Below are 23,611 nucleotides of genomic sequence, written 5' to 3'. Positions count from 1 at the left end.
CCTCGAGTCAACTCCCAACGTGGAGGCAACGGCAACTATGGACGGAAGCATCACATCCCGGGTCATCCGGTATTTCACGCCGGCTCTCGTTGTCGCGATATTCGCATTGGGTTCGGCACACGCCCAGTCCCCATCGTTCGATTCGTTCGCCGTTCCCGCCGGCAGCGCACCGCACGACGTCGCTCCGTCTCCCGACGGCACCGTCTGGTACACCGCGCAGGCGCAAGGCGCAGTCGGACGGCTGGACCCGCGTAACGGCAAGACCGATCGGGTCCTGCTCGGCAACGGGTCGGCACCGCACGGCGTGATCATCGGTCCGGATCGGGCGGCATGGATCACGGACGGCGGCCTCAATGCAATCGTGCGCGTCGACGCCGGGACACTCGCCGTCACGCACTTTCCATTGCCCAAGGACCGACAGAACGCGAACCTCAACACGGCGGTTTTCGACAAGCGAGGCCATCTCTGGTTTACCGGGCAACGTGGTATCTACGGTGAGCTTGATCCGGCAAGCAAGAGGATGCGTGTGTTCGACGCTCCGCGCGGACCTGGGGCCTACGGAATCTGCGTCACGCCCGACGGGAGCTTATATTTCGCATCCCTTGCCGGCAGCTACCTTGGCCGCATCGATCCGGTGAGCGGCGCGGCGAAGGTCATCGAACCGCCGACACCGGACCAGGGCGCGCGCAGAGCGTGGTCCGATTCGCGGGGACGCGTCTGGATCAGCGAGTGGAATGCAGGAAAGGTCGGTATGTTCGACCCAGCAACGAATCAATGGCGCGAGTGGGGTCTGCCGGGCGCAAGTCCGCATGCTTACGCGATATTCGTCGATGACCGTGACATCGTCTGGCTTAGCGAGTGGAGCGCCAACGCGTTAGTCCGCTTCGACCCGCGCACGGAGCGTTTCGAGACGTTCGCGCTGCCGCGGGCGCACGCGAACGTGCGTCAGATGATGGGTCGCCCAGGAGAAGTCTGGTTGTCCGAATCCGGCACCGATCATCTGCTGCGCTACCGGTCCGGCTCATCGAATGCCGGCGGTAACTGACGGCACTTGATCTGCGTGATGCCCGGCGCTTCCTGCAAGGCGCGCACTTTCCGTTATCTTCACCAGGCGTTCCAATGACAGACGACTCCGATCACGATTCTTGCCCCGATCCCGACAAACTGACGGGTCCTGGTGGCATGACGATGCGCCAGGTCTACGAAAAGGTGCAGCAGTCAGTACAGCGAGACCAGGAGGCACAGGCTGCGCACAAGTCAACCTCGCAAACGAACCGATGGCGACGGTGGGTGCGTTACGTCTGGGGCCGTTCCGGACGGCGCTAGTCGCGTCATTCATCGAGTTCGAAAGCTATTCGGCGGTTCGCAACCCTGAACCGCCGGTTGACGTGCTTCGAATCGGACTTTCGAGCCCACTGCATCGAACAGAATTGACCAAGTTACTCTATTGTTTTCATCACATCACGCTGACCCGAACATGAACGTATCCGAACGCCTTGCACAAGCGGGCCTCGAATTGCCGCCTCCAATCGACCCGCTCGGCTCCTATCGAACGGTCTCCGTCTCCGGAAGTCAACTCTATGTCTCCGGTCTCGGGCCCTTCGAGGGTGGCAAGCCGATCGTCGGAATAGTCGGCGCCGATGTGTCTCTGGAAAGAGCCCAGCACGCAGCGCGTCTGACGATGCTCATGATCCTCGCCTGCGTCGATCAGGCGTGCGGGCTCGACAACGTCGAGAGATGCAGCCGGCTGACGGTCTACGTGCGTGCCGATCAGTCGTTCACCCAACATCCGCAGGTGGCCAACGGCGCCAGTGACCTCTTGCTGACATTGTTCGGGCAAGACAAGCTTCCGGCTCGAAGCGCGCTCGGGGTGCATACGTTGCCGATGGGCATCCCGGTTGAGATCGACAGCATCTTCGAATTGAAGCGATGAAGCTGCCAATTCATCGGCTGAGTCGGTCGTCGGACGGCAGGAAGTAAGCTCAGAGGGCCGTCAGGCGGCGGTCCGGAGCATCGTCGAGATTGGCGCGGGTCGTTGCGGCTCGCGCGATCTCGAGCCGGTTGCCACCGCGCGATTTTGCGCTGTAGAGCGCGCGATCCGCGGCGGCGAGAACTTTTGCGAGCGTGTCTTCCTCGGTGCCAAAGCGCGCCATGCCGATGCTCACCGTGGCCGCGATCTCCACGCCGCCCGTCGTGCGCGTGACCGTCTGCGAGAATCGGCGAACGACGGCTTCGGCCAGGTCTTTCGCGCGGGCGCTTTCGTGCCCCGGCAGCAGCGCGGCAAACTCTTCGCCACCGATGCGCGCCAGAATCACATCGCGGCCGAGCACGCTGCGGAGAATTTTGGCGAACGACTTCAGCACTTCATCGCCGGCTTCGTGGCCGAAGCGGTCATTGACCGCCTTGAAGTGGTCGAGGTCGAGCGCGAGACAGGACACTGGCGGAAAGGCGTTGCTTTCGCGGATGGCGCTTGCGCCTTCTTCGAAGAACCATCGGCGGTTGCCCAAACCAGTGAGGTAATCGGTCTGCGATTCGCGTCGCAGATCGGCGTGGGCTTCGTCGCGCGCGAGGCGCAGGAGCGTCATCGGCAGGACGACGGAATAGAGCACCCCTTCGTACATCGTCGCCTGGCCGAAGAGCGCCAGCAAGTGCGGTCCGAACGATGCCGCCAGCCACGGCAGAATGGTGACCCTGAACGCGTAGAAGAGCGCGTGACCGCCCGTGACGGCCACGGCGATGTTGCGCGACTGCTTCCATTTTGAATCGCGCATGCCGAGGAGTTCGCGCGCGGTCAGGCCGCACACCACGGAGATGGGAATGGCGCTGATGTATGCCCACATAACCGCTTCGCCGCGCTCGCCCGCGATGGCCCAGGCGAACGCGAGCATCGACATAATGCCGAGGGCGATCCGGCCGTAGCGGCGTTCCTTCAGGAGCGCGACACCTTGCAAGTTCAGCAGATACCCGCCGACGATGATGAGATTCGCCAGCGCGGAGCCCGCGACGCCGGGAAGGCCGGGAAGGTTATGCCGGAACGCGGCGGCGGCGCAGCCTAATGCGAGCGTAGCGTAACCCGCCGCCAGCACGCCAAGTTCGCGCCTGCGCCGCGGATACGACCGGCGCTCCCAGAGCGTCAAGGCGCCGCTGGCGAGGAGCGTTCCGATTGCTAACAGGTAAAAGGTGATGAGGTCGACACGCATGCGCTCGTTGAGCCTTCGCCCAGCCGAAGACGATCTGACATGACTCGTTTACGGCAGAAAAATCAGAAAATTGAGGCGCATGTCTTATTGGGGCTGACGCGTTCAACGCGATTTGCCGCGAGCCGTCTTTTCCCGAAAGCCGTCAATGCGGCGGGACGCGACTCGAGGTGGCCGACTGCTTTGCCCGGTGTCGTCCGCCGTGGTTCGCACGACCTCACTTCCGATCCAGTGAGTATCGGCCAGGGCCTGTTGCTGCGAGCAGCAACAGGCCACCCATGATGCTGACGTTCTTGTAGAAATTGATCATGTTTGCGTACTGCGCCGTGCCCGTCATGGTCCAGTAGTGGTGGCCTATGAACGCGGTGCCGAGCGTATACAGGGCCAGCAGCAAGGCAAGTGGGCGGGTGTAAAAGCCGACGACGATCGCGATGCCTACCACGAATTCCATGACGACCGCGACAACCGCAGAAAGCATCGGCGCGGGTGCGCCGACCGAAGTCATATAGCCAACAGTGCCTGAGAAGCCCGTCAGCTTCTGCCAGCCAAAGAGCACAAAAAGCGCCATCAGGAGCACGCGAGCGAGGAGAAGAAGTGCGTCCTTGCCTTGATCGAAAGAGTAGTAGCGCATGGTAGTTTCGGCCTCGCGTAATAAAGGTGTTTGTTACACAGTCTGTCAGCAAGTTCGGCGGCGCGCATCCCCGATTCTCGGCGATTTCAGGTTTGCTGACGACCGTTCTCTGCGCGCGCTTGGCAGCGCGCATGCTTGCCGAGAGCGCCCGCGAGTTGCCCGATGCTCGACCAGCTCGCCTGCGCGACGTTCAGCCATTGGGTAATGCTGCCCGGGGCGAGCAGCGCATACGCGACGATGTTCGCAAGCAAGCCGGTGGCCACTGCCCACCAGTCTTCCGTGCTTCGCACTTACGCCGCAACACTTTCGACAAACTGCCTGACGTTGTCCAGGACGGGTTGTTGATCTCCGGCGAAAGGCCAGTGATCTGCCCCGTCGAGTTCGACGAACCGCGCATGCGCGATATGGCTGGCGAGATGGCGGCCAGCGCCGATGCGAACGGCGCGGTCGTCGTGACGGTGCAGCACCAGCGTCGGGACGGAAATCTGGCCCAGAAGATGCCGCACATCCATATCGCGCAACGCCTCGAGCACGCCCTTGATGGCTCCCGGGCTCGACGCAGCCCGAAGCATGCCTGCCCACCAGGCTCTCGCCCGAGGATCGCCGGACAGGCTCGGCGCGAAAGTCTCAATGCCCGCAGGCCCACCCCAAACTGCAATGAGTTGCCGCAGCCATTCGTCGTACTGACCTGCCAGCAGCGCGTGGCGATAATCATGCGTTGCGGTCCCCTTCGCCAGTGAGCCGAACAGAATGAGGCCGGCGACACGGTCGGGGTGATCGACGGCAAACTTGATGCATGCCGGTCCGCCCTCCGACGCGCCGAACAGAACGACCCGACGGCTGCCGGCGGCGTCGAGTACCGTCCCGATGTCCTGCGCGGTTGCGTCGACGCCGGGATTGAACCCGACTCTGTCGGAGAGCCCGACACCGCGGCGATCGAGCAAGATGAGACGGCCCATTCTGGCGAGGGAGGACAAAAACGCCCGGCAACGTGGCTCCTCCCACACCCGCTCGACGTGGGAGACGAAACCGGGCAGAAGCAGAACATCGATCCGGCCGACGCCGCAGGCCTGGAATGCAAGATGGACGCCGCCGCCGCCGACGTAGCGCGTCGACGGCGGATCGTCGATGGACAAGGCTGCGCTGTCGCTCAGCAGCGCGCGCGTCTCGGATTCGGGCGCCACATGAAGCTCGTCGCGAAGGCGGCGTGTCAGGGCCTCGAGGTGGCGCTGGGCCGTGGCCCGGTCTCCGGCAAGCAGGAGATTGCGGATGAGGTGACGGCCGTACACTTCGCTAAGCGGATCGAACTCGACAAGACGGCCGGCGTGCGCGGCCGCCGCAGCGTACTCACCGGCCGCATTCCTGTCGTGCACCACTCTCTCTAGCGCCTGGATCGCCCGGCCTCGCAATGCTTCCCGGCGAAAGAAGGCCCACTCGTCGAACTCCGGGCAGTCGCCGGGTGAAAAACCCTCGAGAAAGTCGCCCGAATACGCGCGGCACGCCCGCTCGAACTCCCCGCGGTCGCAGGCTTCTTCGAATAGCCGGGCATCCACCTGCAGTTCGATCGATTCCGACCATCGAACTGTCGAGCGGTCGATGGTCAGAACACTGTCGCCAAGCGAGAGCTGGAGGCGATGCAGCAGACGCCGCAGCCGCGCCCGCACAACCTCTTCGCAGTCTTCCGGCCACAACATCGTGGCGAAGGTGTCGCGCCCGACCGACGTCCTCGCTTCGGCCAGGTAGACGAGCAGAGCCAGTCCCTTGCGCAAGGCCAGCTGGCACAGCCGGCCGTCCCGACGGATCTCCGGAAATCCAAGCGTTCGCACGCTGAAAAAAGCCATGGCAAGACAGCCCTCGACGACGGCGTCCCGGGGACGCTCAGGGGACGACGCAATCCTAGCATTTGCCTGCAGACGATGGCCGCTGTGCTCATCGCGACAGACTGAACTGGGGGATTGCCATGAAGAAACTCGGCGAGCATGCCATTGTGATCGGCGCCGGCATAGGTGGGCTCCTGGCCGCCCGCGTCCTGTCGGATTTCTATACCAACGTCACCGTGCTCGAACGCGATGCGTTTCCCACCGACGACAGCCCGCGCAAGGGCGTGCCGCAGGGTCGTCATACTCACGGGCTCCTGGCCCGCGGCAGTGCGATATTCGAGGAATTCTTCCCGGGATATAACAATGACGTCGTCGCGCAAAGCGGCGGTCTGATCGGCGATGTAGCCAACGATGTGATCTGGATCGGCCGCAACGTCAGGCTTGCCAACGGCACAAGCGACCTGAGCGGTCTGCTTGCGAGCCGTCCGGTGCTCGAAGGCCATTTGCGTCGACGGCTTCTGGGATTACCCAACGTGCATGCCATCGAAAATTGCGCTGCGCGGGCGATTGCCACCGGTCCCGATCGCAAGAGCGTGACGGGCGTGCGCACATTCGCCAAGGGCAAGCCGGAAGAGATCATCGACGCGGACCTCGTCGTCGATGCGACCGGTCGCGGCTCATCCAGTGCCGCGTGGCTCGATGACCTCGGCTACCCCCCGCCCGCCGAGGAGAAGGTCGAGATCGGCATCTGCTACACGACCCGTACCTATCGGCGCCGGCCGACCGATCTCGACGGCAAGCACGGTATCGTCGTCGCTGGCAGCGCGCCGAACTGGCGCAACGGCGTCATGCTCGCACAGGAAAGCGAAACCTGGATTGTCAGCGCCGGGGGTTATCTTGGCGACGACGCCCCGGACAACGACGCGGGCTTTCTCACGTATCTGGCGACGCTGCCGACGATGGAGATTCATGACGTCGTCGCAAGAGCAGAGCCGCTGACCGATTACAGGCGCTACCGCCACGTCTCAAGCCTGCGCCGGCGGTATGAAAGGCTCGCGCGCTTCCCCGAAAATTACCTGGTTTTCGGCGACGCTATCTGCAGCTTCAACCCCGTCTACGGGCAGGGCATGACGGTCGCAGCAGAGGAGGCGCTGACGCTGCATCAGTGCTTGCGTGCGGGCTCGATCGACCTTGCGCGTCGATTCTTCGGGGCGGCCGCAAAGATCGTCGATATTCCGTGGGACATCGCGGTTGGCAACGACCTGCGCCATCCAGACGTGAAGGGCGCGCGGCCGCCGACGATGCGTTTCATCAACTGGTACATCGGCAAGCTTCATCTTGCTGCGACACGGGACAGCACGTTGGCGACTGCGTTCCTGAAGGTTGTCAACTTGATGATGCCGCCGTCGTCGCTGTTCAGCCCTGCGATCGTCGGACGCGTCTGGCACGGCAACCGGCGGCCTGTACCCATTCATTCCATCGCCTGCAACCGAAGGAACGAGGCGCAATAGCGTGGGCGGTTACGGTTTGGAACGGATACCTGAACGTCTGACCGACGTTACATGCGAATCTCGCTTCATGGCCGGCTCCTGCCTGACGGGTTCCGTGGAAGGGCTGGGAATTCGATCGCCGCCAGGGCGTCACCTAACCTGCGCACTGCGCCGCCCAGTCGCTGAAACCGGGCCCGTCGTAAATAGTTTTACGGCTCGCCCACTCGACTTCAGCGGCGGTTCCATACGTCACGCCTGGCTCCCACCAAAGCGCGCCCTCCTGCTGGAAAGACGGTCGTCTTTGCATTCGCGCCACCAAAGACTCGAGCTTGGGTCGGCCTGGAGCCCGCCATGATAGTCGCAGTGGCCGGCGTTCGATGAAGTGACAAAAACATGCGAGCAGGATGTCCTGGGCGGAAACCACGCCGGGGACGAAACCGTCGTCGGCGCCGAGTAGCTGAGCCTCGAACCAGTCGAGAAGATGCTGATTGCGAATTGCACATCGCCCGGCATGTCCATTCTCTTCATGCCGGACGCCGGACCATTGCAGTTGCGACACCGTCGTCGTCGACACGCCGAAGGTTTGCAACGTGGCCAGGACGAGCTTATCGTGCCAGCCCACTGTCGCGCGCACGTAATCAGCCGCTAACGGCGCCATGCCTTGTGGCGCAGGACGGCCTGCATAGCTGGACATGAGATAGTCGATGATCACGGCGGAATCCCATAAGGTCAGCTCGCCATCGACCAGGGTAGGAACTTGCAGAGTGGGCGTCACCTTCGCACGGTCTTCAGCGCTGGGCGTGGTATAGGTTTCCGCACGCTCGAAGTCGAGTCCTTTTTCAACAAGCACGATCCTGTTGTAAAGAACAGCTTGCGCATGTTTTCCTCCGTGATCGTCGATCTCGTTGAGTTCACCGACGGCTTGCTTTGCTCTTCTACGCCTTGGCACAGACTGATCGACTGCCGGGCGATATGCCCGGAAAAGTTATGAAAAGGCTATTCCGATTACAAAGCGAAGCATGACGCACTGAAGGCGTATATCAGCGAATCCAAATTCCAGTACGCGGTAGGCGACCTTCGACATCCGTCACCCAAAACAATGTTTTCCCAGACTCCTCTCTGCCTAAATAACCCGAACGATCGAGCTTAACGAATCGCTGTGTAGTAAACCCTGATTAATATGCGAACGGTTAGCATGTTTTAATGCTACAAAGGTTGGACGGCACTTGCAGCTATTTGTACTGCCAGACGAAACCACGAAACGACGTACATTAATAGCGATTTAACCTATGAATGTGCACGAGTTACAGCGGAGAGAGCTTTCGCACCTCGAAAGCATTGTGGCTCATCTCGAATGGTTGAGAAGCTGCGGTTCATTTGGCGCCGGTTCTATTATTTATAGTTCCGAATATTGGCGATCCAGGGTGCTCGCGCTTTGCAGTCCAAATTCGGAGGCCGACATCCAAGAGAGAACGCACCGGCTTCTAGAATGCTTGCCAACGGTCGATAGGGGTCAATCAGCGGCGTCTTCTGTTGAGCGCGCAGCCCGTAGGCGCCGCCCAAAGCCAGATGCGTTGCCGGATGAAAAGTCGCCGGTCGACAAAGAGAATCCGAGAGAACGATAGCCGGAGTAATGGCTTCCCGCGCGGCAGGCAATTGTCGAAGGCTGCATCGGAACTTCAAGAGCGGACCGAATTGCCAAGGGAGGCCCTGTGCTTCGTCCGAAGACATTCAATCTGAAATACACGCGCCAGCAAGGTCTACAGCGCACGTACGACGTAACGGTCACTGTCGTCCAATATGAATCGGGAATCTTCAGGTACCAGTCGTGGGTGCATTTTGCCCGGGAATTCAAGGGCAACGGTCTCGTGTTTCCATTGTGCGCGAGAACGCCCGAGCTGGCAGCAGCCGAAGCAAAAGCACGAATAGAGAGCCACATCGAGACTCTCGCTGGGCTCCATGAGTAAGCATCCTCCGCCTCGGATCGAATGCCGCGAGCAGCCTTGCAATTGATAATAGAGACGCTATCGCTTCTCTATCTGCATGCATTGCCGCGCGGAAGGCCGGATCAGGACCGTCTCCCCGTGTGATGACGATGTGCGCCCTTCGTGAACACGAAAAGGCTCGCGCCCGCCGCTGCGATTGCGAATCGACTCGGGTTCGCCTTCACTGCATCGAGCACCTTTGCGATCACCGGCAAGCCGGTCCGCGCGACGCGATGCTCGGAGTGCACCGCGGACGCGGATACGATCGCATGTGCGGCAACGGGCGCCGCTTGCGCACGGGTGTTCGCGGGCAGGTTCATCGGCGCAGCGCGAGGCGTGCGCTCCCCGTTCGATGCCTTTCCTTCGCTTTCCCCTGCCTCGCCTTCACGCGCTTCCACTCTCGTTGCAGCAGCTTCGGCGCCGAGCAGCATGACGGCGGCGGCGAAATACAGCCACATCAACAGCACGGCGAGCGAGCCGGCCGCGCCGAACGCGCTCGCCGTGCCGGCGTGTGTGAGATATAGCGCGAAGAGCTTCTTGCCGACGGAAAACAGCACCGCGGAAATGACACCGCCAACGAGGGCATCGCGCCAAGGTACGTGCCCATCAGGCAAATACTTCAATAAAGCGGCGAATGCGCACGAAAGAATCGCGAGGCCGAGCACGAACTGCACGATATCGCCGATGACGACAAGCGGCGAATCACCGAACACCCACTTGCCCGCGGCCTGCACGGCGGTGTCCATCACGAGCGACACGATCAGCAGGAACGCGACGCCCATGACAAGGCCGAACGAAATCAGCCTGACCTTGACGAGCGTCGCGACGCCCGACTTGCGTTCGTTAGGCGTCGGCCAGATGATGGAGAGCGCCGTGTTCAGCGACGAGAACGTCGCGGACGCGCCCACCGCGAGCAGCACGAACGACATCGCGGCCGCGATGCCACTGTCCCCGCTCCGATGCGCATGCGAGACGATCGTCTGCACGCTTTCTGCCGCGTCCTTCCCGAGCATGCCGCTGATCTGGTGAAAAAGCTGCCCGCGGGCGGCCTCCGCACCGAACACGAGGCCGGCGACGGCGATCACCATGACGAGCGTCGGCGCGAGCGAAAAAGCGGAATAGAACGCGATACTCGCGGCCATCGGCGCGCCGCGATCGGCGCCGAAACGTTTGAAGGTGCGTGCGGGCCATGCGAAAACCCGGCCCAAAAGCGATTTGCCGTTCATGAATGTCTCCGGTGATTCATGCGCTGGCCTTGAAGCATTGACGATGCCCGCCGCAGGAAAAAGTCGAATCGCATGGCCCGAAAACGAGTTTTCGTTCACGACAAGCGTCTGCGACACACGTATCGCGTGAAGCTGCGTTGCCTGCTCTGCGCTATCCGATGCTGCGTTCCAAGGGCCGCACCTTCACGCGCTCATCGTCCACCTGGGCGGCGGACTTGTCGCTGGCAATGCCAAATTCCCCTATGTCATTTATCGAAGGATGCCTAATTCATTTCATGCCCTCATAGCGAGCCGCGAAATCGCATCGGCGATGCAGTCTTGAATCCGCCGCGCTGGCAACCTACGATGCTTTAACAGTTGCCCTGGCTGCCGACGACGCCCGGCGCAGAGACCCGCGTGGATGAATATGCTTGCGTTCGCTGGAGGCGGCGGTCACGATAGCTTGGGCAGAAGCAAAGTCAGCGCGCAAGGAGGTTCTAATGAACTCGAGATTGTTCGTAGCCTTGCTTTTCTTCTGTTCGACCCTGTCGTTTGGCGACGATGCGGCGCGCAGCGGGCATCGGCCCGACGATCGACGCGTCCCCAAATTATTCGACGCGCAGGGCAAAGTCGTGGGGCCGATCGAGTCGTTCCGAAGTGAACCGGGAGTGTATCTCTCGATTAACGGCGCCTTGACTTTCGTACCCGTACGCCGCCAGAACACCGCTGATTATCAGCAGTACTCCGCCTCGCAATTCCAATGGTCGGATACGGGATTCGTCCCCTACACCGGTGCGAATTGCAGCGGTTCCCCTATCATTGTTTATTATGATGGACCGCGCCCGTCGATGGCCGTCAGACAGGGCACCGATGTTATCGTGTACGTCGCCGCCGATGCCTATTCCACACCCGCGGTAGCCGCTTCAGTTCGGCAAAACCCGAATTTGAGCGAGTGCACGTCCTACTCCGGGACGATACCTTCGGCGTTCACGCCCGAAAGCAGTTATCCCATCACGCAGTTCTATCCGGAACCGCTCACTATCCGATATTGAGTTATCCAGATGGCACCGTAAATTCGCGAAATCATTCGAGACTACATTCGGCGATCGAATAAACCAAGCCGGTACGCTGACACGCTTCTTCGATGCGTTCACGCGGCAAGCTGCCGATTGTGCCACTCCTGCACTGTCCACTCCGGCGATGGAAGTGGACAGTGATCGATTCGTGCCATACCGTACTGAAAGGCGAAGCGCAGCGCTTCGATTGGACAGGGAAAATCGCCAAGGACGCCGGTCGTATGCTGTATGCCATCGGGCGAGCGAATGACGAGCTTGACGGCATACATGCCGTCGTCTTCCGCGAGGCCGGGCACAAGCACCAGTTCCTTGTATCGCATTTCAGGCCATTCCATGATGCGCTTCCTGACCGAACTGACTCGGCGACTGCCACCTGCTTAATATTAGGCAGCGCGCAGACCGTTCGCCTGGTGTAAATCAAAAGGCAGTCACGGCGTGGGCACCGAGCTGAAAGAACGCTATTACGCTTCGGGCAAGCAACGGTGCCGGGCTTCGACGCATACGGCATCGGGATTGCTGAGACCCTGCATCGCCGCTTCGGAGCCCATCATGAGACCGCTCGTTTGCACCATCCTCGCCGTGAGCCTCGCCGCTTTTGCGCACGCGGGCATCGCACAGGAAACCGCCAGCCGGTCCGAGAGGCACGGCGATGGCACAAAGCTCCAGCTCATCGCGACGTTCGAGCATCAAGTCACCGGCGTCACCGTGACCCCGGACGGCCGCACGTTCGTGAACTTTCCGCGCTGGACGGAAGATGCGCCCATATCGGTCGCCGAACTCGGCAGCGCGGGCGATCTGCGGCCTTATCCCGATGTCGAATGGAATAGCTGGCGCAATGCCCGCCGCGATCAAGTCACGCCGCAGGATCATTGGGTCTGTGTGCAGTCGGTCGTCGCGGACAAGCGCGGCAATCTCTGGGTAATCGACCCGGGTGCGCCGGCCCAATCGCTCATCGTCCCGGGCGCGCCGAAGCTCGTGCAGGTCGATCTGGCGTCGAACCGCGTCGCACATGTCTATTCATTCGATGAAACGATCGCGCCGCAAGGCAGCTATCTCAACGATGTCCGCATGAGCCCAGACGGCCGGTTCGTCTACATAACCGACTCCGGTGTGCGCGGCGCGATTGTCGTGGTCGATACGACGTCCGGCGCGGCGCGGCGCGTGCTCGACGGCGATCCGAGCACGCAGGCCGACAAGAGCGTGACCGTCAAGGTCGACGGCAAGCCGCTGCAGCAGACCGACGGGCGGCGCGTGAGCTTCTCGGCGGACGGCATCGCGCTGACACCCGATGGGCGTTATCTGTACTGGCAGGCGGTAAAGGGTAAGACGCTCTATCGCATCGCGACCGATGCGCTTCAGAACACGCAATTGAGCGCGCAGCAGGTTTCGGCGCGCGTGGAAGCGGTCGGTATCGATGGCCCCGCGGACGGCCTCTGGTTCGACGAACGCGGCCGGCTTTACGTGTCGTCGGTGGAACATCACGCCATTCGCGTGCGCGATGGCGAGCGCTTTTACACCCTATTGCGCGATAAGCAACTTGTATGGCCCGACACGTTCTCGCAAGGCGCGGACGGCACGCTCTACGTCACCGATTCGCGGATCCCGGACATGAACTGGTTCGATCCGCAAAGCCCGATTGCGCTGCCGACTCGACTCTATGCGATCAGGGGGCGTTAGCAGAACGTCAGCGGCACGGCGATTGCGTTGCTGAACATGTCTCTCTTCAAGCGAGCCGCAGAATACCGAACTTCACAATGCCCAAGGAGGCAAACATGGCTGACAACGATAGCTCTCTGCAACCCGTCGACGCGCTCAAGACCGAAAAAGCCGGCAATGCCTACGAGTTTCCGACGAGCGAAAGCGTCGCTGCATCGAACGGCGATAACGAATCATCCGCAAACGGCGGAACTCACACGTTCCGCGAATCGTCGCGCTCATGGGACGCAAGCAGCAATTCCTCGGCGTCCGCGGATCTGCGTTCAGTGGCGAAGAACAAGTTTTCCGACGTGCAGGACGCCATGACCAGGAAGTACAGAGTCGCCGCGGACACGACCGACGATTTCGTGCACGACAATCCGTGGAAGGCCATCACGATGGCGGCGTTGGCCGGGTTGGTGATCGGGATGCTTGCCTCGCGTTAGTACGCATTTATCGCGTAATTAACTGAACGCGGAATTGCAGGCAAGACGGGAACGGAAAACATCGCGATACCGCTTTGACGTTGCGGAGATCGGGCGCGCCCTCGCCTAGCTGACGAAGACGACGTCGCAAGTGATCGAACTGGTGCAAGTGAAATACGCGATCCGCCCGATCCGCAACTGCAGCAAAACCTGCTCGAGCCCGTGGACCTCCCCGCCATCTTTCCGCATGCCGACGACCGTCGCGCGGCATGCTTCCATCACATCGCGCTTGATGGCCATGACGCGCCGGATGGCTCCTTGCTTGTCGGTGAAGTATCGATTCATTCGGCACACTCGCATTGTCCGGCTCTGATCGTAACGCCGCACGCCTTAAGTGAATGTTATGAAGAATACGTTTAGCGCGCGATGCTGCATGGTCCGCTGCGCTTGAACCACGCGTTGATAGGAACCTCATGAATCACTTTTGTTACAGCTCTTACCGAGGTTTATTAATGATGTTACGAAAACCTTTCTGACCTGCGGTTATACTCGGCGCCGTCTAAAACAAAACGTCCGAACAATGTCGAAGCGAATCATTCAGCTTATTGCTATTGCAGCGGTCACGGCCGCGACGTCGATCCCAGCCGTCGCTGGCGACATGAATAATGCGCTAGGCGGTGCGCTCGGCGGAGTAGCCGGGGCCGCGCTGGGCGGCGCCGTAGGAGGCAGCACGGGCGCGGTGCTCGGCGGCGCAGTGGGTGGTGGAGCGGGCGGTGCGGTCACGTCGAATCGTCGCGAACGCACGGGCGCTATCGTCGGCGGCGCGCTGGGCGGCGGTGCGGGCACGGCCGCAGGCAATGCCATGGGCGGTCCCGGCGGCGGCCTGATCGGCGCTGCGCTGGGCGGCGGCGCTGGTGCCGCGCTGGGCGGCAATGTTTCTCGATCGAATTCGTATGGGGACGACTACAGCCGTGGTCATCGCGGCAAGCATCACAAACGTCATCGTCATGATTGAGGAATGAGTCCACGCGGGGCGTGGTGGCCATGATGTCGCGTACATGATCGCCACGTGCTCCGTGCGGTGTCGTATTTCGGACCAAAAGCGGACAGGCTGGCGAGACGGGCTAAAAACTAGCTGGAGCATTGTCGATTTCCGATCATCACATTCGTCGTCACTGAACTCCATCCAAAGGATCTCCGATGAAATACCTCGGCTTGGCCTACTTCGCCCCTGAAAAATTCGCCGCGATGGCTCCAGACGACATCAAGGAATTGGTGAGCCAATGCCCGGCATTGGACGAGAAGATGCGCGCTACCGGCAAGGTTCTGATTTCCGCCTCGCTTGGCGATCTGGACAAGTGGAGAACGCTTCGCCCGCGCGCTGGACAGACGCGCGTCACCGATGGGCCCTACACCGAGTCGAAGGAAGTCGTCGGAGGCCTGTTCATTATCGAGGCGGATAGCCCTGACGAGGCGTTGCGCATCGCGTCCATGCACCCGGCTGCCACACTTGGCGAAGAAGGCGGATGGGCTGTGGAGCTTATCCCCTTGGATTTCTATCTGGCCCAATGAAGATTTGGACGCCTTTCTCCAGAAGGCGTTAGCGTTCTCTTCACCACAGACACCTTCACCGCGGCGGGGGTCATCGCGGCGATGTCCGCTGCTCTCTTTTTTGTCGACGACCGATGAGCGCAAGCGCTCCGTTCACGAGGCAAATCGAAACCGGTGAAGAGTTTCGCGCAACGGATGCGGCGCAACCACAGGTTACGCCACATGCCGCCGCAGCCTGCGCAATGCGCTCACTCGGTCAGCCGCGATATCTTCGTGCCCTGAAGGGAGGCGTCGGCCATCAGGCCGGCGTTGGTCAGCACGAAGACCTGGACCGGCTTGCTTGCGGTGGTCGTGTCGACCATGCCGTTCGCGCCCATTCTGACGAGTGCCACGGACGCGTCCGCACCGGCCGACCAGCCGTCGGAGTTGCGGAATTTGCTGAGCGCGTCCTGCGTCATGAACAAAAAGATGAGCGCCTTCGATTGCGCGCCCGCCTGCAGGCCGAGCGAGCCCGAAGTGGTGCTGTAATAGCCTACGGTACGACCGCCCACGCGCAGTGAGCCTTTGCCATACTGCGCGCCGACGACGAAGCCGGCCTGGAGCACGGACGGGAATACGAGTACGCCGCTCGCTTTAGCGACCAGTTCACGCGAGCCACCTACCGTGGAATAGAGACGCTGCAAGGTGCCATCGACGTCGGCATCGATGGAGCGGCGCAGATCAGCGGCGCCCGCAGCCTGTTCGGCTCCTGTGTTTCTGTTCGTCGTGCAGCCGGCGAGCGCGAGGCCGCCCAGCGCCAGGACGGCGGTCGACTTGAGCACGAAGTTCCGTCTTTGCATGGTTGTTCTCCGTCGTGGAATTCGGGAAACCGCATAGATCTGGAGCGAGAGGCACGTTGAGTTATAGCACAGCATAGGGCGATGGGAGTTTCGCAAGGCGAAAGCGAGTTCTCTTCACCCGGACCTTCAAGCTGCCACGGTAATGCTGGTCAGCGCCGCGCCCGACAAAACTCTTGCCGAGGAATCAACTGAACATTTCCGGTCGCAAATCGCTTACCTCGACGATCACGTCGGCTGGAAGATTCGCTCGGCGTGCCGCGGCGCGGATGGCATCGACACTGGGTGCTTCATATAAGCAATAGGTCTTTTTCTTGTCCGCGCTCAGAAACGAAAAAAGCCACTCGACACCTTCCTCGTCGTTGATTCGCTTTACGGTCGCCGCGCTGTCGTTCGTGACGTCGAGTTGCTCCGCAAAATTACGTTCGATCATGAAACGTGGCATGACATCCTCCTCGGGTATCGACAGCACATCGCACATCATCTTGCGCGTGAGCCTGTGCTAGTTCCTGGTCCTTGCGCAAATCTGCCCTCCTCCGATGCGCTCGATGAGCGCGAACATCTTGAGTCTCCTCGCTTCGGCCGCCGCCATCGAAAGCAGATCTTGCGCTCGTGCTCTGTCTTCGATGCGATTGCGCGCCACCAGCATGAGCGCGTATTCGTACCGGCTATGCGCGAGCCAGGGCCACGCACGCAAGCGTTCGTCCAGGTGAAGGGCGTATTCGAAATGCTGTTCGGCCGCTGCCCAGTCGCCAAGCGCGTGCGCGAGCATCCCGAGAAACCTTGCCGTCGATCCGCAGCAAAGGGTAAAGACAGGAACCGTGACGGCCTGATCCCGAAATGGCAGAAGAAGGGAGTAGATCTGTTCGGCATGCTTGACGTCCCGCAGGCGCGCGGCAACCTCCGCCAGATACGCCAGGGTGACTAGCCGCTTGCTGTCCACGGGAATGCTGTGCTCCGATTCCGCAAGCCGCTCGAGATTGTCGCGGGCCTGGGCTTCGAACCCGAGATCGCTGCAGATCAACATGAATCCCGGCCGCCATGTTGCATCCTCGGAATGCGCGTCGACAAAGCGCTTGAAGATCGGCGCCACCTCGGCGAGTCTGCCCTGCTCGCGGCGAACCGAGAACATCTGCATGCCATAGACGCCCGTTGCGAGATTCGCGTCGGCGCTCTGCGCCATCCGCAGGGAGTCGCGCGTCTTGTGCTCCGCCTCGGCAAAGTCGCCAACGAGTATGGCCCGCATTGCCTGTGCCCCCGTCACGCACCACTTGTCGACGAAATGCTGCCCGCTTGCGGCAATCTGCCGATACCGTTCCAGCGCGCTCTCGAATCGGTCGGCGTCGCCGATCTCCAGGTAGCCAGCCAGACATCGGGCGCACGCGTGACCGATGGTGTGCGCATCGCCGAGTTCTTCCGCGATCTGCCTCAACTCCAGCAACACACTTTCACGTTCCGCAAACCTGTCCGCCGACAGCGGCAGAGCACCGACATGCATCACCTCGCAGGCCAATGCGTCGAAGAGACTCGGCAGATCGTTCAGGCGTCGCGCGAGGGCAACGGCCTTCCGGGAAAATTCGCTGCTCTGCTCCCGAGCGCCTGTCATATGAACAGTGCGGACGAGCCGGCTCAACAGGCGGCAGCGCATGACCGATTCCTCGGTCCCGGTGAGGGCGAGCGCCTCCTCGAGCAATGAAAGCGAAGCATCGCCGGAGCCTTCGAGGAACGTCTCCGCGGTGTCGAATTCCAGCGCTGCCTGCACGAGATACGACGTGGATTTCTGGTCGCGGGCGATTCGCGCGGCCTCGCGGAAAGTCGCGATCGCCTCGCGTTGGGCCAGGCGCAGTTCCGCCCTGCCTCTCGTCAGCAGCATGGGCAGCAGGCGCGCGGCCCGCTCGGGCTCACTATAGTGGCATCGCTCGACCAGTTCGAGTCCGCGCCGCACATGGGCGATGGCCTCCTCGTAGGCGGCGCCTGCGAGCGCGTGTTCGCCGGCACGCTGCCAATAGCCGATCGCGCGTTCCGGCAGGTCGGCCGCAGCGAAGTTCTGCGCAATCAATTCGGGTTGCCGCTCGACGATGTCCGGATAATGTTCCTCCAGGGCGGCGGCAATTCGAGCGTGGAAATGCCGCCGGCGCGCAAGCAGAAGCGATTGATACGCAATCTCCTGGATCAACGCATGCCGGAACACGTAGGCATCGCCGTCAGCGGGTTTGCCCGGAGCGGGAACGATGATTTCGGCGGCAATCAGGCGATCGAGCGTTCGCTGCAGTTCAATCTCCGACCTGGACGCGATCAGACCCAGCAGCTTCCTGCCGAACTCCCGTCCCACCGTGGCGGCAATCTGGGCGGTCTCCTTGACGCTCGCCTCCAGCCGGTCAAGCCGCGAGAGCAGCGAGCCCTGCAGCGTGTCCGGAATCGCGATCGTCTGCGGCGTGCCCTTCAACTCGTAACTGATGCCGGCATCCCGCAACAGGTCGCCCTGGAGAACGGCCTTGGTCAGTTCTTCCACGAAGAGCGGCACGCCGTCCGTCTTCGAGACAATCTGATCGAGAACGAGATCGGGAAGCCGCTTGCCGCCCGTCAGCCGCTCGATCATCGCCGCGCAGTCGCGGCGCGACAGCCGGTCGAGATTCAGTTGCACGAGATGCGGAAAAGTCCATCCCGCCTCGAATTCGGGCCTCGCCGTGAGCAGCACGAGCAGCCTTGCGGAGATCAGCCGTTCGAGCACGAGCCGGATAAATTCAAGCGACGATGGATCGATCCAGTGCGCGTCCTCGACAACGAGGAGCACTGGCTGCGCGCGTGTCGATGTTTCGAGAATGCCCACAAGAACGTCGAGCGTCCGGCGTTTGAAGGACGGAGAAGAAGTGTCGACTGGCGGATGCGACGCGTCCGTCGGAATTCCGATCAGGCTCGCCAGAACCAGAAGCGTCTCGTCGACATCCGCTCCGAGTTTCAGGATTCCGGCCTTCAGCCGCTCACGATCCGACGCATCCGCCACGCTCAGACCGACGCCAAACGTGCGCTGTAGCCAGCGAAGGACCGGCCAAAAAGGGCTATCGCGATCATACGCAGAGCAGTGAAGCGAGACTGTCGCGTGCGACTCTTCACCGATGCTGTCGCAGACCGCGCGCAGCACGCGGGATTTCCCGATTCCCGGCTCGCCGATCAAAAGCACGCAGCGCATTTCGCCTTCGACGCTCTGCTTCCAGCGCTGCAAGATCACTTCCAGTTCCGCGGCCCGGCCGATGAGCGGCGTCATGCCGCGGGCCGCCCTGAGTTCAAAACGGTCGATCGCATCGGCCGGCGCCAGAACGCGCTGGACTCGGACCGGACCGGTGACCCCTTTCAAGTCCCGGTAACCGAGGTCTTCGAGCTTGAACGATCCCTCGATCAGATGTTGTGCCCTCGGCCCCACGACGATTGCATCGGGCGGAGCGAGCGCCTGCAGCCGTGCCGCGATGTTGGGCGCCTCGCCGACGATCGCCTGGTGATCCAGCGAAGATCCCGCGCCGATCGCGCCAGCGACGACAAGTCCCGTTTCGATTCCGATCCGCACCCGCAGACGCAGCCCGTACTCGGCCTCGACGTTATCGTTCACCTCGCGAAGCGCCGCTACGGCGGCGAGCGCGGCGAGTACCGCGCGCGTGGCGTCGTCTTCGTGCGCGTGGGGATAGCCGAAATAGACGAGCAGGCCATCGCCGATATACAGCGCGATATGGCCTTCGTGAGCTTCGATCGCGCGTGCACAGGCTTGGTGATAGACGCCCAGGAGGCGCCGCATATCCTCTGGATCGAATCGCTCGCCCAGCGATGTCGAGTCGATGAGGTCGACGAACATGACCGTGACTTGCCGCCTCTCGGCCTCGGTGGACTCACGTGTGCGCGGCGAAGCTGAGTCCGCTCGTTCCTTCGCCCGCTTCGGCGCATTCGCGTGGGCTTCGCTCAGGCCCGCAAGCCCTATCGCAAACCGCTTGCGGTCACCGAGCCCGAGGCCGAGCTCCTTCAGGTCGCACTCGGAAAGGTCCCCAAGCACATCCCAGTCAATTCCTTGCGAAATGAACTTCGCAGCGTGAGCGCCGAGGCCAATCCGCGTCAACCATGTCGCCAGATCGTCGGTCATCGCAGAATCTCTGCTATTTCTCCAATGTCATCATCCCCGTGGCAGCGCGACTTGTCACGCGCCTTTGCCCATCCCGGTAATGCCGCATCGCCGTGTGGCGGCGGGACTTCTTGAAGTATGTGGATAAACCGCGCACCCGATTCTGCTGAAATCGCGGATATCACCTTGAAACACCGTGCGTGGGGTTCCTCTCATCTCGTTTCGTATGAGTGCCTCGGCCTGCCCTTTGATCCGGCGAACGCGGGCCATTAGCCGCGCCTCATCCTTCGATGTATGCATGCACGATATTGCGTATAACGTAAGGGGTGAGTGTCACTTCCAGCTGAACCCGTGTTGCATGCCAAGAATAAAAAGCCGACAAAGACCAGGCGTTCTTCACCAGATCCCTCGCAGCGTCTGGGTGCTCGGATGCGTCAGCCTGCTCATGGACGTCTCGTCGGAGATCATCCATAGCCTTCTGCCAATGTTCATGATGGCGAGCCTCGGCGCGAGTGCCACGACGATTGGCGTCATCGAAGGCATCGCGGAGGCAACGGCGCCTGTCGTCAAGGTGTTCTCCGGCGCGCTGAGCGACTATCTCCGGAATCGCAAATGGCTCGCCGTCGCGGGCTATGGGCTCGGGGCACTGAGCAAGCCTCTGTTCGCAGTAGCGCCGACGATCGGCGTCGTCGTGGGCGCGCGCGTCATGGATCGAGTAGGGAAAGGCATCAGAGGGGCGCCACGGGACGCGCTCGTGGCTGACGTGACGCCGCCGCATCTGCGCGGCGCTGCGTACGGTTTGCGTCAGTCTCTCGATACCGTCGGTGCATTCCTCGGCCCGCTGCTCGCCGTCTGGATCATGCTCGCCTGGTCGGACAACTATCGCCTCGCATTCTGGATCGCGGTCATACCGGGAGTGCTTGCGGTCGCACTGCTCGCATTCGGCATCAAGGAGCCCGAGCACGCGCCTGGCACCGAAGGCGCCAAAGCCACCAATCCGATCCGCTGGCAGAAGCTCGTCGAACTAGGCAGCGGCTATTGGTGGGTCGTCACCATCGGTGCGGTGTTCTCACTGGCGCGCTTCAGCGAGGCGTTTCTGGTTCTCCGTGCGATGGGAAGCGGCGTGCAAGTGGCGCTCGTTCCGCTCGTCATGGTCGCGATGAATGTCGTGTACGCGATTTGTGCCTATCCGTTCGGCAAGCTCGCGGATAGAGTCAGCCATACGCGTCTGCTGATCGGTGGACTTCTCGTGCTTTGCGCCGCTGACATCATGCTCGCGCAGAGTGCGCATTGGGGCTTCGTGCTTGCGGGCGTCGTCCTATGGGGGATGCATATGGGCATGACACAGGGTCTCCTCGCGACCATGGTTGCCCACGCTGCGCCGGCTGACTCGCGCGGCACGGCGTTCGGCTTCTTCAACCTGTTTAGCGGGGGCGTTACGTTGCTGTCCAGCATTCTCGCTGGAGCGATATGGGATCGGGTGAGTGCAGCAGCGACGTTCTATGTCGGTGCGGGGTTTTGCGTCGCGACCATCCTGCTACTTTCTTCAGTTCACCAACGCCGGCGTCGCTGAATCGCTGCGCGACGCCCGCAAGCTCGCAACTTGCGACACAGTGCGAGCCCGTCTATACGAAGCAGAGGCAGGCACGAACTCGGCGGGCACAAAAAAACGGCCACCGGTGCGAAGACCGATGGCCGCTCGTGTACTTCAGCGAAACCGCGAAGAAACCTTGAACGTTATTCTTCGCTCTTCAGCTGCGGCAGCGCCGAAGCTTCTCCCGGCGTCAGCAAACCGACCTCGGAGTAGATTCGCAGCTTGTCGCGCGTATCGGTGATGTCGAGGTTGCGCATGGTCAGCTGGCCGATGCGGTCGCGCGGCGAGAACGTCGAAGCGACTTTTTCCATCGACAGGCGCTCCGGCTGATACGTCAGGTTCGGCGACTTCGTGCTGATGATCGAGTAATCGTTCCCGCGGCGCAGTTCGACGGTCACTTCACCCGTGATGGCGCGCGCGACCCAGCGCTGCGCCGTCTCGCGCAGCATGATGGCCTGCGGGTCGAACCAGCGGCCCTGATACAGCAGGCGGCCCAGACGACGCCCGTTCTCGCGATACTGCTCGATGGTGTCTTCGTTATGGATGCCGGTCACGAGCCGCTCGTACGCGATATACAGCAGCGCGAGCCCGGGCGCCTCGTAAATCCCGCGGCTCTTCGCTTCGATGATGCGGTTCTCGATCTGATCGCTCATGCCGAGACCATGACGCCCGCCGATGCGGTTCGCCTCCAGCAGCAGCTCGACCGCGTTCGGGAACGTCTTGCCGTTGAGCGCGACCGGCTGGCCCTCCTCGAAGCGGATCGTGACTTCTTCGCGGTCGACCTTCACGTCGTCACGCCAGAACGCGACGCCCATGATCGGATTCACGATGCGGATGCCGCTTTCCAGGCTTTCGAGGTCCTTCGCTTCGTGCGTCGCGCCGAGCAGGTTCGAATCCGTCGAATAGGCCTTTTCCGCCGACATCTTGTAGGCGAAGCCCGACTGGCGCATGAACTCAGACATCTCCGCGCGGCCGCCGAGTTCGTCGATGAACTGCTGGTCGAGCCACGGCTTGTAGATCTTCAGATCCGGATTCACGAGCAGACCGTAGCGGTAGAAACGCTCGATGTCGTTGCCCTTGTAGGTGCTGCCGTCGCCCCAGATGTTGACGCCGTCTTCCTTCATCGCGGCGACGAGCATCGTGCCCGTGACGGCGCGGCCGAGCGGCGTCGTGTTGAAGTAGGTGACGCCCGCCGTCGATACATGGAACGCGCCGCTTTGCAGCGCGGCAATGCCTTCCGCGACGAGTTGCGCGCGGCAGTCGATCAGGCGCGCGCCCGCTGCGCCGTATTCGGTCGCGCGGCGCGGGATCGAATCGTAGTCGTCCTCGTCGGGCTGGCCGAGGTTCGCGGTATAGGCGTAGGGCACGGCGCCTTTCTTCTTCATCCAGTGAAGCGCGGCGCTGGTGTCGAGACCGCCGGAGAACGCGATGCCGACCTTCTGGCCGACCGGAAGATTTTCGAGAATTGTGCTCATGAGCAATACCGTCTAATCGATTAATGGAAAACTGGTCGGACTATCGAGTCCGCGATGGCCGGACAAATGACAAGCGTAACCGGAAATGGCGGCACGCTTCGCCCCGGCGTGTCGGGGCGGCTGCCGCCCGGTTCGCGGCTGGAGGAAACCGAGCTTTTCCGAGCGCTTCGCATGCTCGCGCACGCCGGTCCGCGAGGCGCTGCGGCAGCTCGCATCGGAGGCGCCGATCACGCTGCGTCCCCGCCAGCCCGCAATGCGATCTCGCTCTCGAGCGTCGTCAGAAGCTCGTCGCTCGCGTGGTCACGTGTATCTCCAGAGCCCATTGCCTGTATTTCTTGCGGGCTCGATTGTCGCATGAATCGATGCGTTCACCGCCGCAGACAGCATGCCGGGCTATCTGACGAAAGTGCGTCCATATCGTCGATGTCATCGCGACCATCACCCTCATTCCGAGCCGAGGGCGCGGAGCTCGACTAGTTCGCGCCGCGGCGTGATCGGCTCCGCTGGCGGAGTCGGCGCGCTATCC

At 61.9% G+C, this 23,611-nt stretch carries 22 protein-coding genes; 10 read left to right on the top strand and 12 right to left on the bottom strand.

Annotated elements, in window-relative coordinates; translation table 11 throughout:
- The first annotated feature begins 37 nt into the window (after positions 1-37).
- The gene (locus NCT32_RS33340; protein WP_250478449.1) at positions 38-1,045 is read left to right on the top strand and encodes a lyase; all 1,008 of its coding nucleotides are present in this window, start codon (positions 38-40) and stop codon (positions 1,043-1,045) included.
- 432 nt (positions 1,046-1,477) lie between these two features.
- Positions 1,478-1,933 carry a RidA family protein gene (locus NCT32_RS33335; protein ID WP_250478448.1) on the top strand — a complete coding sequence of 152 codons (456 nt, stop codon included), beginning with the start codon at positions 1,478-1,480 and terminating at the stop codon, positions 1,931-1,933.
- Between the two features lie 49 nt (positions 1,934-1,982).
- Here the strand turns inward: NCT32_RS33335 and NCT32_RS33330 are convergent, their stop codons facing one another.
- The 4 genes from NCT32_RS33330 to NCT32_RS33315 all read right to left on the bottom strand — a co-directional run bounded on the left by NCT32_RS33330 (position 1,983) and on the right by NCT32_RS33315 (position 5,669).
- Entirely contained in the window at positions 1,983-3,200 is a 1,218-nt protein-coding gene (locus NCT32_RS33330; protein WP_250478447.1) for a diguanylate cyclase, read from the bottom strand.
- Positions 3,201-3,414: 214 nt separating this feature from the next.
- Entirely contained in the window at positions 3,415-3,828 is a 414-nt protein-coding gene (locus NCT32_RS33325) for a DoxX family protein (protein ID WP_061118512.1), read from the bottom strand.
- Between the two features lie 86 nt (positions 3,829-3,914).
- A complete protein-coding gene (locus tag NCT32_RS33320; RefSeq protein ID WP_250478446.1) occupies positions 3,915-4,118 on the bottom strand; it encodes a hypothetical protein in 204 nt (67 codons plus the stop codon).
- Complete coding sequence (locus NCT32_RS33315) at positions 4,119-5,669, bottom strand: alpha/beta hydrolase (protein WP_250478445.1); 1,551 nt, start codon at positions 5,667-5,669, stop codon at positions 4,119-4,121.
- 119 nt (positions 5,670-5,788) lie between these two features.
- Between NCT32_RS33315 and NCT32_RS33310 the strand changes: the two genes are divergently transcribed.
- Positions 5,789-7,159, top strand: coding sequence for an NAD(P)/FAD-dependent oxidoreductase (locus NCT32_RS33310; protein ID WP_250478444.1), 1,371 nt, complete (start codon positions 5,789-5,791; stop codon positions 7,157-7,159).
- Between the two features lie 133 nt (positions 7,160-7,292).
- Here the strand turns inward: NCT32_RS33310 and NCT32_RS33305 are convergent, their stop codons facing one another.
- On the bottom strand, positions 7,293-8,087 hold the full coding sequence (locus NCT32_RS33305) for a glutathione S-transferase family protein (protein WP_250478443.1): 795 nt from the start codon (positions 8,085-8,087) through the stop codon (positions 7,293-7,295).
- 1,119 nt (positions 8,088-9,206) lie between these two features.
- Positions 9,207-10,349 (bottom strand): YihY/virulence factor BrkB family protein, encoded by a 1,143-nt coding sequence (locus tag NCT32_RS33300; protein WP_250478393.1) that lies wholly within the window; start codon positions 10,347-10,349, stop codon positions 9,207-9,209.
- Between the two features lie 479 nt (positions 10,350-10,828).
- On the opposite strand from NCT32_RS33300, the gene NCT32_RS33295 reads away from it, so the two are divergent.
- A complete protein-coding gene (locus tag NCT32_RS33295; protein WP_250478392.1) occupies positions 10,829-11,380 on the top strand; it encodes a hypothetical protein in 552 nt (183 codons plus the stop codon).
- A gap of 98 nt (positions 11,381-11,478) precedes the next feature.
- On the opposite strand, the gene NCT32_RS33290 is transcribed toward NCT32_RS33295, so the two are convergent.
- On the bottom strand, positions 11,479-11,739 hold the full coding sequence (locus NCT32_RS33290; RefSeq protein WP_250478391.1) for a hypothetical protein: 261 nt from the start codon (positions 11,737-11,739) through the stop codon (positions 11,479-11,481).
- Positions 11,740-11,953: 214 nt separating this feature from the next.
- Here NCT32_RS33290 and NCT32_RS33285 point away from each other — a divergent pair, with 214 nt between their 5' ends.
- Positions 11,954-13,081, top strand: coding sequence for an L-dopachrome tautomerase-related protein (locus tag NCT32_RS33285; protein WP_086961127.1), 1,128 nt, complete (start codon positions 11,954-11,956; stop codon positions 13,079-13,081).
- A gap of 95 nt (positions 13,082-13,176) precedes the next feature.
- On the top strand, positions 13,177-13,545 hold the full coding sequence (locus tag NCT32_RS33280) for a YqjD family protein (RefSeq protein WP_250478390.1): 369 nt from the start codon (positions 13,177-13,179) through the stop codon (positions 13,543-13,545).
- A gap of 105 nt (positions 13,546-13,650) precedes the next feature.
- Here NCT32_RS33280 and NCT32_RS33275 read toward each other — a convergent pair whose 3' ends face one another.
- A complete protein-coding gene (locus tag NCT32_RS33275) occupies positions 13,651-13,824 on the bottom strand; it encodes a hypothetical protein (RefSeq protein WP_250491283.1) in 174 nt (57 codons plus the stop codon).
- 280 nt (positions 13,825-14,104) lie between these two features.
- Between NCT32_RS33275 and NCT32_RS33270 the strand changes: the two genes are divergently transcribed.
- Together NCT32_RS33270 and NCT32_RS33265 are read left to right on the top strand one after the other, a co-directional pair.
- Positions 14,105-14,539, top strand: a complete 435-nt coding sequence (locus tag NCT32_RS33270; RefSeq protein WP_061118504.1) for a hypothetical protein — start codon at positions 14,105-14,107, stop codon at positions 14,537-14,539.
- A gap of 185 nt (positions 14,540-14,724) precedes the next feature.
- Positions 14,725-15,096 (top strand): YciI family protein, encoded by a 372-nt coding sequence (locus tag NCT32_RS33265; protein ID WP_250478388.1) that lies wholly within the window; start codon positions 14,725-14,727, stop codon positions 15,094-15,096.
- 227 nt (positions 15,097-15,323) lie between these two features.
- Here NCT32_RS33265 and NCT32_RS33260 read toward each other — a convergent pair whose 3' ends face one another.
- The 3 genes from NCT32_RS33260 to NCT32_RS33250 all read right to left on the bottom strand — a co-directional run bounded on the left by NCT32_RS33260 (position 15,324) and on the right by NCT32_RS33250 (position 20,037).
- Positions 15,324-15,914, bottom strand: coding sequence for a YSC84-related protein (locus tag NCT32_RS33260; RefSeq protein ID WP_061118502.1), 591 nt, complete (start codon positions 15,912-15,914; stop codon positions 15,324-15,326).
- A 184-nt stretch (positions 15,915-16,098) separates the two neighbouring features.
- Positions 16,099-16,395 (bottom strand): nickel-binding protein, encoded by a 297-nt coding sequence (locus NCT32_RS33255; RefSeq protein WP_250478387.1) that lies wholly within the window; start codon positions 16,393-16,395, stop codon positions 16,099-16,101.
- 18 nt (positions 16,396-16,413) lie between these two features.
- A complete protein-coding gene (locus tag NCT32_RS33250; protein ID WP_061118501.1) occupies positions 16,414-20,037 on the bottom strand; it encodes an AAA family ATPase in 3,624 nt (1,207 codons plus the stop codon).
- A 337-nt stretch (positions 20,038-20,374) separates the two neighbouring features.
- On the opposite strand from NCT32_RS33250, the gene NCT32_RS33245 reads away from it, so the two are divergent.
- A complete protein-coding gene (locus NCT32_RS33245) occupies positions 20,375-21,589 on the top strand; it encodes an MFS transporter (protein ID WP_086961097.1) in 1,215 nt (404 codons plus the stop codon).
- 164 nt (positions 21,590-21,753) lie between these two features.
- On the opposite strand, the gene argG is transcribed toward NCT32_RS33245, so the two are convergent.
- Positions 21,754-23,085 (bottom strand): argininosuccinate synthase, encoded by a 1,332-nt coding sequence (argG, locus tag NCT32_RS33240; protein ID WP_061118500.1) that lies wholly within the window; start codon positions 23,083-23,085, stop codon positions 21,754-21,756.
- Positions 23,086-23,170: 85 nt separating this feature from the next.
- On the opposite strand from argG, the gene NCT32_RS37720 reads away from it, so the two are divergent.
- Positions 23,171-23,443, top strand: coding sequence for a GntR family transcriptional regulator (locus tag NCT32_RS37720; protein ID WP_086961095.1), 273 nt, complete (start codon positions 23,171-23,173; stop codon positions 23,441-23,443).
- Positions 23,444-23,611 lie beyond the last annotated feature (168 nt).

It is taken from the genome of Caballeronia sp. INML2 (assembly GCF_023631365.1).
In the GTDB taxonomy this organism is placed as follows: Bacteria; Pseudomonadota; Gammaproteobacteria; order Burkholderiales; family Burkholderiaceae; genus Caballeronia; species Caballeronia turbans.
Note: the sequence above shows the minus strand (reverse complement) of the source record. Positions and strands in the feature narration are given on the sequence as shown.

Coding starts and splice junctions, on each gene's coding strand:
- NCT32_RS33340 (WP_250478449.1), top strand. CDS start 38: ATGGACGGAAGCATCACATCCCGGGTCATCCGGTATTTCACGCCGGCT.
- NCT32_RS33335 (WP_250478448.1), top strand. CDS start 1,478: ATGAACGTATCCGAACGCCTTGCACAAGCGGGCCTCGAATTGCCGCCT.
- NCT32_RS33330 (WP_250478447.1), bottom strand. CDS start 3,200: ATGCGTGTCGACCTCATCACCTTTTACCTGTTAGCAATCGGAACGCTC.
- NCT32_RS33325 (WP_061118512.1), bottom strand. CDS start 3,828: ATGCGCTACTACTCTTTCGATCAAGGCAAGGACGCACTTCTTCTCCTC.
- NCT32_RS33315 (WP_250478445.1), bottom strand. CDS start 5,669: ATGGCTTTTTTCAGCGTGCGAACGCTTGGATTTCCGGAGATCCGTCGG.
- NCT32_RS33310 (WP_250478444.1), top strand. CDS start 5,789: ATGAAGAAACTCGGCGAGCATGCCATTGTGATCGGCGCCGGCATAGGT.
- NCT32_RS33300 (WP_250478393.1), bottom strand. CDS start 10,349: ATGAACGGCAAATCGCTTTTGGGCCGGGTTTTCGCATGGCCCGCACGC.
- NCT32_RS33295 (WP_250478392.1), top strand. CDS start 10,829: ATGAACTCGAGATTGTTCGTAGCCTTGCTTTTCTTCTGTTCGACCCTG.
- NCT32_RS33290 (WP_250478391.1), bottom strand. CDS start 11,739: ATGGAATGGCCTGAAATGCGATACAAGGAACTGGTGCTTGTGCCCGGC.
- NCT32_RS33285 (WP_086961127.1), top strand. CDS start 11,954: ATGAGACCGCTCGTTTGCACCATCCTCGCCGTGAGCCTCGCCGCTTTT.
- NCT32_RS33280 (WP_250478390.1), top strand. CDS start 13,177: ATGGCTGACAACGATAGCTCTCTGCAACCCGTCGACGCGCTCAAGACC.
- NCT32_RS33275 (WP_250491283.1), bottom strand. CDS start 13,824: ATGGCCATCAAGCGCGATGTGATGGAAGCATGCCGCGCGACGGTCGTC.
- NCT32_RS33270 (WP_061118504.1), top strand. CDS start 14,105: ATGTCGAAGCGAATCATTCAGCTTATTGCTATTGCAGCGGTCACGGCC.
- NCT32_RS33265 (WP_250478388.1), top strand. CDS start 14,725: ATGAAATACCTCGGCTTGGCCTACTTCGCCCCTGAAAAATTCGCCGCG.
- NCT32_RS33260 (WP_061118502.1), bottom strand. CDS start 15,914: ATGCAAAGACGGAACTTCGTGCTCAAGTCGACCGCCGTCCTGGCGCTG.
- NCT32_RS33255 (WP_250478387.1), bottom strand. CDS start 16,395: ATGATGTGCGATGTGCTGTCGATACCCGAGGAGGATGTCATGCCACGT.
- NCT32_RS33250 (WP_061118501.1), bottom strand. CDS start 20,037: ATGACCGACGATCTGGCGACATGGTTGACGCGGATTGGCCTCGGCGCT.
- NCT32_RS33245 (WP_086961097.1), top strand. CDS start 20,375: ATGCCAAGAATAAAAAGCCGACAAAGACCAGGCGTTCTTCACCAGATC.
- argG (WP_061118500.1), bottom strand. CDS start 23,085: ATGAGCACAATTCTCGAAAATCTTCCGGTCGGCCAGAAGGTCGGCATC.
- NCT32_RS37720 (WP_086961095.1), top strand. CDS start 23,171: ATGGCGGCACGCTTCGCCCCGGCGTGTCGGGGCGGCTGCCGCCCGGTT.